This window comes from Streptomyces sp. NPDC033270 (assembly GCF_055576575.1).
On the sequence record NZ_JBVIRA010000015.1, the window covers coordinates 194,442 to 205,560 of the forward strand.

The window sequence follows — 11,119 nt, forward strand, 5'->3', positions numbered from 1 at the left end:
GGAGATAAGGAGACTGGGCGCGGTGAGAGGGGGGGGTTGTGGGGGGTGGTCCTTCCTTCCCCCCCCCCCCCCCCCCCCCCCCCCCCCCGCCCCTTTTCCGCTTTCCGCGGCATGGCGCCAGACGTAAGGAGCGGCCGGACCGCCGGCCTTAAGACCCCACCCACAATTTCGCTACTTCCGTCACACCCCTTACAGCGCGTCCACAAAATAGTCACAGGCGCCTACCCACCGGTCGGCTTCTGCGATTCTTTCCCTCATGAGGCCGATTCCGGTCATGCCCTCATGAGGCCGATTACGGTCATGTCGAATTTCGCCATGGACAAGAGGCATGGCGGTGCGGCGCATACGGCCGGAGGGGGAAAGGCGGACGAGTCGGCCTGTACGCCGGGTTCTGTCGCCCTCGGCCCTTGCGGGCCGGGGGGAGACGGCCATCCATCTAGGGCTGCCGTTGCCGACAGCCTCGTGCGGTCTACCCGCGGACTCGGGCGGGCAGCCCTCGATCGTCCGCGCAGAGGCATCAGCGATGCCCCCTCTTGACCTTGCTCCGGGTGGGGTTTACCTAGCCCTCCGAGTCACCTCGGAGGCTGGTGGTCTCTTACACCACCGTTTCACCCTTACCCGCGCCTTGCGGCCCGGGCGGTTTGCTTTCTGTGGCACTGTCCCGCGGGTCACCCCGGGTGGGCGTTACCCACCACCCTGCCCTGTGGAGCCCGGACGTTCCTCGGGAGGATCCGCGCATCCGAAGATGTCAGGAGCCCCACGCGGCCGTCCGGCCGGCTCGTCCGCCGTGCCGACCATGGTACCCACAGGTCGAGGGGCCGCGCGCCGCCCCTCGACCGGCGGCCGCGCGCCGTCGCGGTCCGCCCTTGACCTTGTCGCAGCGGCAACGTTTCTACTGGACGCATGAGAATCGGTGAGCTCGCAGGTCTGGTCGGCGTCAGCACCCGCGCCGTGCGCCACTACCACCACCTCGGTCTGCTGGCCGAGCCCGAACGCCGGGCCAACGGCTACCGGGAGTACGGGCTGCGGGACGCGGTCGAGCTCGCGCGCCTGCGCCGGCTGACGGAGCTGGGACTCGGGCTGGACGAGGTGCGCGACGTACTCGCCGACGACTCCGGGCGCGAGCTGGACGAGGTGCTGGCCGAGCTGGACGCGGATCTGGCCCGCCAGGAGGAGCAGATCCGCGAGCGGCGGGGTCGGCTGGCCGCCCTGCGGCGGCAGGCGGAGCAGCACGGGGGGCTGTGGGCGGAGGGGCCGGTGTCGGACGAACTGGCGGCCGTCTTCGGGGAGATGGCCCGTACCTCGGCCGCGCGCCCCGGCCCGGAGCCCGCGATGGCGGCGAAGGAGCGGGAGGTGCTGGCGCTGATGGAGTCGATGGCGGGAGGGGAGGAGGGCAGCCGGGTGGTGGCGCTGCTGGAGGAGGCCACCTCGACACCGGGGGCGATGGAGCGGGCGTACGAGGTGTACGGGCTGCTCGACGCGCTGGCAACGGCCGCGCCGGACGATCCGCGGGTCGCGCGGGCCGCGCAGGCGCTCGCCGAGTGCATTCCGGACTCGGTGTTCGCCGAGGTCGGCGCGGAGGACTGGGAGCGGGTGGCCGGCCCGGGGCCGGACGACGGCTTCACAGCGGCGTACTACGCGCACTTCGCGCCCGCGCAGGCCGAGGCCGTACGGCAGGCGATCCGGTTCGTGGCGGAGCGTGCCCGGTGAGCCGGGGCGGCGCGCTGCGCGCACTGGCCGCCCACGAGGGCCGCTGGATGGCGAGCCTGGGGTGGTGGGTGGCGCGGCGGCGGATCGGGGTGGCGCCGGGAGACCGGGCGATGCCGTATGCGGGGGCGCAGGCGGCGCTGGTGTACGGGCTGACGTTCGTGTGTGGGGTGGAGACCGTCGGGCTGCATGTGCTGCTGGGCGGTGTGCCGGTGGCGCGTGAGGTGGTGCTGGTCCTCGACGTCTACACGGTGCTGATGATGCTGGGGTTCCAGGCGGCGGCGGTCACCCGGCCGCATGTCCTGGGCGCCGGTGAGCTGCGGCTTTGCGAGGGGGCGCGGCGGGAGCTGCGGATACCGCTGGAGCGGATCGCCTCCGTGCGCCATGACCTGCGGTTCAGCAAGGAGGGTGGGGCCGGGGTCGCGGAGCTGGCGGTCGGCGGGCAGACGTCGGTGACCGTGGAGCTGGCCGCGCCGGTCGAGGCCACGACGCTGCTGGGGCGGCGGGAGACGGTGCGGACGGTGCGGTTCCACGCCGATGACGCACGGGGCGCGGTCGCGGCCGTGCGGGCGGCGGTGGCGGCGCGCGGCGAGTGCCCCGGGGCGCCGGGGACACCCGAGACACCGGGTGCCCCCGAGGCGGTCAGGCAGGGGTGAAGCGGACCGGTTCGCGGCCCGGCTCCGCCTCGGCGAGGCGGACCCGGATGCGGTGGCCCAGGGGCAGCTCGGGGCCGTTCGAGGTGGCGTCGACCGGGCCGATGACGGCCGGGTCGTAGAGGTGGACGGTGCCCTGGGTGGGGTCCTTCTCCTGGATCTCGACGACCAGCGCCTCGAAGGTCTCGCCGACCCGGTCGCGCAGCAGCGCCGCCTCGACGAGGTCGACACAGGCCTGCTCCACCCGGTTGGCGTGCTGGAGCCCTGACTCCATTTCGCCCGGCAGCGCCGGCAGCGCGCCGCGCACCCAGTCGGCCGGCTCCTCGCCGGCGGAGGCGGCCAGGCACAGCTCGGAGGTGTAGCGGTCGACCAGCCGCCGCAGCGGAGCGGTGGCGTGCGCGTAGGGGGCGGCGACGGCGGCGTGCTGCACCTCCGAGGCCGTGGGCGGGGTGCCGTCGAAGACGGTGTAGCCGGCGCCGCGCAGCAGGGCGGTGCACTCCTGGAGGAACGCGGCGTGGGTGGCGCGGCGCGGGTCGAGGGTGCGGATCAGCGCGGCGTAGGAGGTGTGGTGCGGCCAGTCGATGCCCAGGGCGCGGGCGGTGAGGCGGAGCCGGGCGACCGAGCCGTCCGGGGCTCTGGGCAGGGTGCGCAGCACGCCGGTACCGGAGGCGAGCATCAGCTCGGCCGCGGCCATGCCGGTGAGCAGGGAGATCTGCGCGTTCCAGGCGTAGGCCGGCAGCGGGGCGCGGTATTCGAGGGTGTAGTGGCCGTCGTGCTCGACGATCTCCTGCTCGGGGACGTGCAGGGAGATCGCGCCCCGGGCGGCCTCCCGCTCCTCGCGCAGCAGGCCGATCTCACGGAGCAGGGCGAGCGGCTCCTCGGCCGTCCCGTCGTCCAGGACCCGCTGGACGCCCGCGTAGTCCAGCTTGGCCCGGGAGCGGACCAGGGCGCGGCGCACCGAGGTGGCGGTCAGCGCGCCCTCCGCGTCGAGGTCGAGCTGCCACAGCACGGCCGGGCGGTCCTGGTCGGGCAGCAGGCTGGCGGCGCCCTCGCTCAGCGCGTAGGGGTGCAGCGGAACCCGCTCGTCGGGGAAGTACAGGGTCGTCACGCGGTGGTGGGCCTCGGCGTCCAGGGCGCCGCCCGGTGTCACGAAGGAGGCCACATCGGCGATGGCGTAGTGGACGCGGAAGCCGCCGCCGGTCCGCCGGGACAGGAACACCGCCTGGTCGAGGTCGAGGGAGCCGGGCGGGTCGATGGTGAAGAGGGGGAGGTCGGTGGCGTCCTCCAGGGTGTGCTCGGTCGCCACCGCGCCGTCGGCGGCCGGGATCCGCGGGGCGCGGGCGGCGCTCTCCGCCTCGGCCTGCGCCGTGGGCGGGAAGTGGTCCGGGATCTCCAGCTTTCCGCGCAGCTCACGCAGCGCGGCGCGCAGCGGGGCCTCGGCTGCGTCGGTCACATGCATATGGCGACGGGGCATGAAACCGAGCGTATGGCCGGCCGGCGCCGTTGGCGCGGTGTACACGGGCTGAGCAGCGCCTTCGCGGGCGGGGGACGGCGGCCTCGGCCGCGGGGGCGTTCCGCACCCGGCCGCCGCAGGCCATACGCTTTCCCGGGGCCGCACCCCCGCCCGTACCGCCGTGAAGGAGAACACCGTGCTCGTGCTGTTGCCGCCGTCCGAAGGGAAGGCCACACCGGGAGCCGGGGCGCCGCTGGACATCGGTGCGCTGTCGCTGCCGGGGCTGACCGACGCGCGCCGGGCGGTGTTCGAGGAGCTGGTCGAGCTGTGCGCGGCGGACGAGGCGAAGGCCCAGGAGGTGCTCGGGCTGAGCGACGGTCTCCGGGGTGAGATCGCCAAGAACGCGGGGCTGCGGACCGCCGGGACGCGCCCGGCCGGTGAGATCTACACCGGTGTGCTCTACGACGCGCTCGGGGCCGGGTCCCTGGACGCCCGGGCGCGCAAGCTGGCCGAGCGCTCGCTGCTGGTGTTCTCGGGGCTGTGGGGCGCCGTGCGCCTCGGCGACCGGATCCCGTCGTACCGCTGCTCGATGGGGGTGAAGCTGCCGGGGCTGGGCGCGCTGGGCGCGTACTGGCGGGCGCCGATGGCGGAGGTGATGCCGCAGGCGGCCGGGGACGGGCTGGTACTGGACCTGCGGTCGGCGGCGTACGCCACGGCGTGGAAGCCCAAGGGCGAGGTGGCCGGACGGACCGCGACGGTCCGGGTGCTCCAGTCGAAGATCGTGGCCGGTGTGGAGAAGCGGTCGGTGGTCAGCCACTTCAACAAGGCGACCAAGGGGCGGCTGGTGCGGGACCTGCTGTCCGCGGGGCTGGAGCCGGCGGATCCGGCGGAGCTGGTGGAGGCGCTGCGCGGGCTGGGTTACGCCGTGGAGGCGAAGGCGCCGGCGAAGCGCGGCACGGCGTGGTCCATCGATGTGATCGTGACGGAGCTGTAGGGCCTGGGGCGGGGCGGCCGGGCGCCTGAGGAGCGGACGGCCCCAGGGCCATACCCCCAGGGTGGTTGCAACATGCGCAACAGTCGTTGCGGAGAGTGGCTCCCTGGGCGCACTATGGGCGGCGTGACCAGCTCCTCCCCCGTGCCCACCGCCCCCTCGGTCCTCGGGCTCGCCCCCGTCATCCCGGTCGTCGTGCTGGAGGACGCGGCCGACGCCGTACCGCTCGCCCGGGCGCTGGTCGCCGGCGGACTGCCCGCCATCGAGGTGACCCTGCGGACGCCCGCCGCGCTGGACGCCATCGCGGCCATCGCTCACGAGGTCCCGGAGGCGGTGGTCGGCGCCGGCACGCTGCTGACCCCCGAGCATGTCGCCGCGGCCGGTGCGGTGGGCGCGCAGTTCCTGGTCAGCCCCGGCTGGTCGCCGCGGCTGCTGCACGCGATGCGGGACTCGGGCATCCCGTTCCTGCCCGGCGTCTCGACCGCCTCGGAAGTGGTGACCCTGCTGGAGGAGGGGGTCACCGAGCTGAAGTTCTTCCCGGCCGAGGCGGCCGGCGGCACGGCCTATCTGAAGTCGCTGGCCGCGCCGCTCCCGCAGGCCCGCTTCTGCCCGACCGGCGGGATCGGCCTGGCGTCGGCCCCGTCGTATCTGGCGCTGCCCAACGTCGGCTGCGTGGGCGGCACATGGATGCTGCCGGCCGACGCGCTGGCCGCCAAGGACTGGGACCGGGTGCGCCGGCTCGCCCTGGAGGCGGCAGCGCTGGCGGTCTGACGGCCGCCGCGCCCGGTGACGCGAACGGGCCCGGCGCTTCGGATGGCCGATGCGCCGGGCCCGTCTGCCGGTGTCCGCGGGGCAATCGCTCGCGTACGGGACGCGTCCGTCACCGGGCGCCCCGTCTACCGCAGATGCGAGGTGTCGTTCAGCAGCCGCAACGAGGCATTGCCGTCCGCGAAGTACGCGACCGCGGAGAGCGAGGCCGCGGAGAGCTCCATGCGGAACAACGACTCCGGCGGGGCGCCCAGTGCCAGCCGGACCAGCGTCTTGATCGGCGTGACATGCGTGACCAGCAGCACGGTCTTGCCGGCGTAGCGGGCGAGCAGCTTGTCGCGGGCGACGGCGACCCGCCGGGCGACCGTCGCGAAGGACTCGCCGCCTCCGGTGGGCGCCGCCTTGGACGAGCCGAGCCAGGCGTCGAGGTCGTCGGGGAAGCGCTCGCGCACCTCGCCGAAGGTCAGCCCCTCCCAGGCGCCGAAGTCGGTCTCGCGCAGGCCCTCTTCGATGCGGACCTCCTGGCCGAGCCGGTCCGCGACCGCCTGGGCGGTCTCCCGGCAGCGCCGCAGCGGGGAGCTGACGACGGCCTGGACCGTACCGCGCGCGGCGAGCGCGGCGCCGACCGCCTCGGCCTGGCGGCGGCCGGCGGCGGACAGCTCGGGGTCGGCGCCGCCGCTCCCGGAGAACCGCTTCTGGGGCGTGAGCGCCGTCTCGCCGTGCCGCAGCAGGACGAAGGTCGCCGGTACGCCGAGGTCGGGGGCGCCCCAGCCGGCCGGCGGGGCGGCGGCCGCCACCTCGTCCGCGGCCTCGGCCGCCTCGTCGGCGGCCCGGGCCGCGGAGCTGCGGGCCGGCGCGGTGGCGGTGGCGAGCGCCGCCCTGGAGTCCCGGGGCTCCCACTGCCTGCCGTGCTTGCCGGCGTCCATCGCCTCGTTGGCGAGCCGGTCGGCGTGCTTGTTCTGCGCGCGCGGGATCCATTCGTACGCGACCTGGCCGGCCGGGAAGACCGCCCTGGCCTCGGCGGCCAGCGGCTTCATGTCCGGGTGCTTGATCTGCCAGCGCCCGGACATCTGCTCGACGACCAGTTTGGAGTCCATCCGCACCTGGATGCGCGCCTGCGGATCCAGCGCGTGCGCCGCCCGGAGGCCGGCCACCAGGCCCTTGTACTCGGCGACGTTGTTGGTCGCGGTGCCGATGAACTCGGCGGCCTCGGCGAGCGCCTCGCCCGTCTCCGGGTCGAGGACGACCGCGCCGTAGCCGGCCGGCCCCGGGTTGCCCCGGGACCCGCCGTCCGCCTCGACGATCAGCGTGCGCGCCATCGCCTACAGGCCCGAGTCGGGCGTACGGACCAGGATCCGGCTGCAGTTCTCGCACCGCACGACGGCGTCGGCGGGGGCCGCCCGCACGTCGTTCAGCTCGGTGATGTTCAGCTCCAGCCGGCAGCCCTCGCAGCGGCGCTGGTAGAGACGGGCCGCGCCGACGCCGCCCTCCTTGGTGCGGATGCGGTCGTAGAGCTTGAGGAGGTCGGCCGGGATGTCGGCGACGGTCAGCTCGCGCTCCTTGGTGACGGTGGCGACCTCGGCGTCGATCTCGCCGGTCGCGGTGTCACGGCGGGCGACGGCGTCGTCGACCTTGGCCTGGATGGCCGCCAACCGGTCGGTCAGCTCGCGGACCCGCTCCTGGGCGGCCTCGCGGCGCTCCATGACCTCCAGGACGACGTCCTCCAGGTCGCTCTGACGCTTCGCCAGGGAGACGATCTCGTGCTGGAGGTTCTCCAGGTCCTTGGGGGAGGTGACGGCTCCGGAATCCAGGCGCTTCTGGTCGCGGGCGGCGCGCTGGCGCACCTGGTCCACGTCCTGCTCGGCCTTGGTCTGCTCGCGGCTGGTGTCGCTCTCCTCGGTCTGCGCGGCGACGAGCAGGTCGCGCTGCTGGGTGAGGTCGGCCTCCAGGGTCTGCAGCTCGGCCAGCTCGGGGAGGTTCTTGCGCCGGTGCGCGAGCTGGGTGAGCCTCACGTCCAGGTTCTGGATGTCGAGGAGGCGGATCTGGTCGGCGGGCGCGGCGTTCAGCGTGGGGCTCCTGTGGTGTGCGTCGGGGTGAAGAGAGGGGCGGACGCCGCGTGGGCGGTCCAGGGGTCGGTGACCGTACGGGAGACATGCGTGCGCAGTCCCCAGTCGTGCCGGTCGGAGACCGCGTCGAGCTGGGCCGCGGCCTGCTCGCACCACGGCCATTCGGTGGCCCAGTGGGCGGCGTCGAGCAGCGCCAGCGGGCCGTTTCGGGTGTGCTGGGTGGCCTCGGAGGCCGGGTGGTGGCGCAGGTCGGCGGTGAGGAAGGCATCCACACCGGCCGCCCGCACGTCCTCGAAGAGGCTGTCGCCGGAGCCGCCGGAGACCGCGACGGTGCGGATCTCCCGCTCCGGGTCGCCGGCCGCGCGGATGCCCTGCGCGGTGGCCGGCAGCCGGGCGGCGGCGTACGAGGCGAATTCGGCCAGCGTCATCGGATGCGCCAGCTCGCAGATCCGGCCCAGGCCGCGCCGGCCCGCCGGGTCGCTCGCGTCCGGCACCAGCGGGCCGAGGATGCGCAGATCCAGGGCGCCCGCCAGGGCGTCGGAGACACCGGGGTCGGCGGTGTCGGCGTTGGTGTGCGCGACGTGCAGGGCGATGTCGTGCTTGATGAGGGTGTGCACGACCTTGCCCTTGAAGGTCGAGGCCGCGACCGTCGTCGTGCCGCGCAGATAGAGCGGGTGGTGGGTGACGAGGAGGTCGGCGCCGAGCTTCACCGCCTCGTCGGCGATCTCCTGGACCGGGTCGACGGCGAACAGCACACGGCGGACCTCGGCGTCGGGATCTCCGCAGACCGTGCCGACGGCGTCCCACCCTTCGGCCCGCTCGGGGGGCCAGAGGGCGTCGAGCGCAGTGAGGACTTCAGACAGTACGGGCACGGAGGGAAGGTTACCCCCCGCCTGTGACAGGGGGTGGGGCCAACGGCGCGACGGGGGCCGCGGTGACGGGCGCGGGCCCCGCAGATCGTCCGGGACGCTGCCGGCCGCCGTGACACCCAGCCCCAGGTACCAGGTCGCGTCCCGGACACTCGTGGCTTCGCCTGGCCCCTGGCAGGGGGCAGGGGGCAGGGGGCAGGGGGCAGGGCTTACAAGATCAGCACTAGCCGGGTTGAGACCAGCCCGGACGAGCATCACGTGGGCGGAGTTCTTGTCCCTGGGGGACACCGTTCCGCGCGCCGTGCACGTATACGTTCTCTCGGAGAGGGGGAGTGCGTGCTCGGATGATCTGCTGCTGCGGCACCGAAGCACCCTCACGCAGCCATGTCATCGACTGGCGGGCCTCGGTCACCATCTTGTCGAGCTGGGCCGGGCCGCACGTCACCCTCTCATCGGCGGCCTTACTCACGGCATGGACGTTGCGGGACATCGCCACGCACGCGTTCCACACCCACCGACACCGCGCCCACTCCGCATCCAGCTGGGCGAGCGCGGTGGACGACACACGGAGCCGGAAGGTGTACCGGGCGTGCCCGGCCCCCTCATCCATTCCCTGTGCCGTCACCATGTTGTCGGTGGAAACCGCAAGCACAACCACCCCACCCGGCACCGGCGAACCGGACAACTGCCACCCTTATGCGTGAAGTGCCGCAACTCGCGATGATCGTCCGCAAGTGCGAAAACTAGCTTCGGTTGCCGACTGGAGGTGACCGAAGCGATGACGATCTGCGCCACTGAGGACGCCACCGCCCTGGCCAGCCCGCACCGCGCCGCCCTGACGATCGCCGCCGACGGCTCGTACGCCGCCCGGCTCGCCCGTCACGACGATGCCGCGGGGAGCTGGTTCCCGGAGCGCTGGACGCTGAGCGGACCCGAGCCGTACGCCGTACCGCTGCCGGGCAGCCAGCCCGAGGAGCCGGACAGCGAACTGCTGCCCCTCACGGACGGCCGGGTGCTGATCCTGCGCCGGGTCGCCGACCGCTTCGCCCTCTGCCTGCTCTACCCGACGGACCCGGGGACCGGTGAGCTTCTGCTGGGCACCGTGGAAGCGCCCGAACTGACGCTGCTGCCCCCCGCCCCCGACGGAACCCTCGGCTACGCGCTGGCCCCCGGGCCGCATCGCACCGGGCTGTGGCTGGTGCACGGCGGCGGAGACGGACCCGAGCGGATCGCCGAGATTCCGGGCCGCTGTACGGGCGGCGCCTGGCTGGACCGATGCGGCCGGCTCCTCGCCCTGGACCGGGAGTTGGACGGCCGGACCAAGACGGTGGTGGTCGACCTGGGGCGGGGCGGCGAGACCGACCCGCTCCTGCAGATCACCGAGCACAGCAACGACCGCCTGCTGCTCGCCGACCCGGACAGCGGGCTGCTGCTCGTACGGTCGGACGCTCCTGGGTATGACCGGGTGGGCTGGGGCGTACTGGGCAGCAGCCTGCCGGTGCGCTTCCCGGAGTGTCTGCGGCCCGCCGGCTTCGCCTTGGAGGGCCACGAACCGGGCGGAGGCGGAGCGGAGGGTGGCGTGGCGGTGACCCCGTTCGCCGTCCAGCCGGGGCAGATGCTGGCGCCGGAGAGCTGCGCGGTGGCGTTCCGGATGGACGCGGCGAGCGGTACGTGGCTGGGGATCTGGCGGCCCTTGGGACGGCGACTGCGCCAACTCCCCGCACCGCAGGGGTGGTTGGCAGGGGCCGGGCTGTGGACGGTGGCCGGCGAACTGCTGCTGCCGTACGCGACGGACGCCGAGCCGTGCGGGGTGGCGCGGATGGCCATACCGCTGGAGCCGGTGGGGCGCGGCCCCGTGGAGCCGGTCGGGCCGGTGAAGGCGGCGGGGCCGGTGGGACCGGTGGGCCCCGTGGCGCCCGTGGACCTCATGCAGGCGCTGAGGGCGGTGGGACCCAAAGGCGCCGTGGAACAGGAGGGGGCGGTGAGGCCGGAGCGCTCGCCTTCCGGGGCAAGCACCGGGAAGGGCGCGGGGATTTTCCCGGATGCAGCGGATGCCGACAACCGCTCCACAAGATCCACACATCCGCGGCTCGTCGGCGGGGAACCGCACCACTCCCCCGCACATCCTCGAATGTGCAGGCCAGTACCCCTGCAGCAGGCACCTCTCACGGCACGGTAGACCCGGTGCGGCGCGATTTTCGGCCCCGTTACTATTTCGGGCCGGGGCACGCAGCCGGTTGACCGGCCACCGGCAGTTCCGCTCGGGGTCAGCCTCGGCGACCGTCGGGCGAGGTCCCGACGCGTAAAGCCGTAAGCGATCTGACGGAGTGACTCTCTTCATGTCCGAAGCCCGAACCGACACGACCCAGGCGCGCCCCCGGGAGGCATCCGCCCAGGCCGCCGAGGCCGCAAGCTCCGGCAGGCACCGTGGCCCGGCCGCCACGGAGGAGTCCGGCTCCACCCCCCATGGCCGGCACCGCCGCGACAACTAGGGCCTGTCCGGTGGGTCAGGGTCGAAAAGGCCGCGGCGTCTGGTGCGGTGCATCGCAAGGCGCCGGAGCGTCTCGATAGCGGAGCTATCGGGACGTTTCGGCAACGCCGCGAGGTGCCGT

10 protein-coding genes, 1 other RNA gene and 1 pseudogene are annotated in these 11,119 nt (G+C 73.9%); 6 read left to right on the forward strand and 6 right to left on the reverse strand.

The window, feature by feature from the left end; genetic code table 11:
• Positions 1-364: 364 nt before the first annotated feature.
• Positions 365-781, reverse strand: an RNA gene (rnpB, locus tag ACZ5XZ_RS22010) — RNase P RNA component class A.
• Positions 782-903: 122 nt separating this feature from the next.
• On the opposite strand from rnpB, the gene ACZ5XZ_RS22015 reads away from it, so the two are divergent.
• Both ACZ5XZ_RS22015 and ACZ5XZ_RS22020 read left to right on the forward strand, forming a co-directional pair.
• Positions 904-1,710, forward strand: a complete 807-nt coding sequence (locus tag ACZ5XZ_RS22015) for a MerR family transcriptional regulator (protein WP_468980527.1) — start codon at positions 904-906, stop codon at positions 1,708-1,710.
• Positions 1,707-2,363 (forward strand): hypothetical protein, encoded by a 657-nt coding sequence (locus ACZ5XZ_RS22020; protein ID WP_468980529.1) that lies wholly within the window; start codon positions 1,707-1,709, stop codon positions 2,361-2,363. The genes ACZ5XZ_RS22015 and ACZ5XZ_RS22020 overlap by 4 nt, the downstream gene beginning before the upstream one ends.
• On the opposite strand, the gene ACZ5XZ_RS22025 is transcribed toward ACZ5XZ_RS22020, so the two are convergent.
• Positions 2,350-3,834, reverse strand: coding sequence for an RNB domain-containing ribonuclease (locus ACZ5XZ_RS22025; protein WP_468980531.1), 1,485 nt, complete (start codon positions 3,832-3,834; stop codon positions 2,350-2,352). The two genes, ACZ5XZ_RS22020 and ACZ5XZ_RS22025, sit on opposite strands and share 14 nt — an antisense overlap.
• Before the next feature lie 175 nt (positions 3,835-4,009).
• Here ACZ5XZ_RS22025 and yaaA point away from each other — a divergent pair, with 175 nt between their 5' ends.
• Both yaaA and eda read left to right on the forward strand, forming a co-directional pair.
• The gene (gene yaaA / locus ACZ5XZ_RS22030) at positions 4,010-4,807 is read left to right on the forward strand and encodes a peroxide stress protein YaaA (protein ID WP_468980532.1); all 798 of its coding nucleotides are present in this window, start codon (positions 4,010-4,012) and stop codon (positions 4,805-4,807) included.
• 114 nt (positions 4,808-4,921) lie between these two features.
• Positions 4,922-5,575 carry a bifunctional 4-hydroxy-2-oxoglutarate aldolase/2-dehydro-3-deoxy-phosphogluconate aldolase gene (gene eda, locus ACZ5XZ_RS22035; RefSeq protein WP_468980534.1) on the forward strand — a complete coding sequence of 218 codons (654 nt, stop codon included), beginning with the start codon at positions 4,922-4,924 and terminating at the stop codon, positions 5,573-5,575.
• A 125-nt stretch (positions 5,576-5,700) separates the two neighbouring features.
• On the opposite strand, the gene ACZ5XZ_RS22040 is transcribed toward eda, so the two are convergent.
• From ACZ5XZ_RS22040 to ACZ5XZ_RS22055, 4 genes and pseudogenes are all read right to left on the reverse strand, one after another.
• Positions 5,701-6,891 carry a bifunctional RNase H/acid phosphatase gene (locus ACZ5XZ_RS22040; RefSeq protein WP_468980535.1) on the reverse strand — a complete coding sequence of 397 codons (1,191 nt, stop codon included), beginning with the start codon at positions 6,889-6,891 and terminating at the stop codon, positions 5,701-5,703.
• A gap of 3 nt (positions 6,892-6,894) precedes the next feature.
• Positions 6,895-7,638 (reverse strand): zinc ribbon domain-containing protein, encoded by a 744-nt coding sequence (locus tag ACZ5XZ_RS22045; protein WP_468980552.1) that lies wholly within the window; start codon positions 7,636-7,638, stop codon positions 6,895-6,897.
• The gene (locus ACZ5XZ_RS22050) at positions 7,635-8,510 is read right to left on the reverse strand and encodes a Nif3-like dinuclear metal center hexameric protein (protein WP_468980538.1); all 876 of its coding nucleotides are present in this window, start codon (positions 8,508-8,510) and stop codon (positions 7,635-7,637) included. Before ACZ5XZ_RS22050 ends, ACZ5XZ_RS22045 begins: the two co-directional genes overlap by 4 nt.
• Positions 8,511-8,847: 337 nt before the next feature.
• Positions 8,848-9,117, reverse strand: a pseudogene (locus ACZ5XZ_RS22055) (RNA-guided endonuclease TnpB family protein); the annotation flags it as partial.
• Positions 9,118-9,285: 168 nt separating this feature from the next.
• On the opposite strand from ACZ5XZ_RS22055, the gene ACZ5XZ_RS22060 reads away from it, so the two are divergent.
• Complete coding sequence (locus tag ACZ5XZ_RS22060) at positions 9,286-10,686, forward strand: hypothetical protein (RefSeq protein WP_468980540.1); 1,401 nt, start codon at positions 9,286-9,288, stop codon at positions 10,684-10,686.
• Between the two features lie 160 nt (positions 10,687-10,846).
• Positions 10,847-10,999, forward strand: coding sequence for a hypothetical protein (locus ACZ5XZ_RS22065; protein WP_399149860.1), 153 nt, complete (start codon positions 10,847-10,849; stop codon positions 10,997-10,999).
• Positions 11,000-11,119 lie beyond the last annotated feature (120 nt).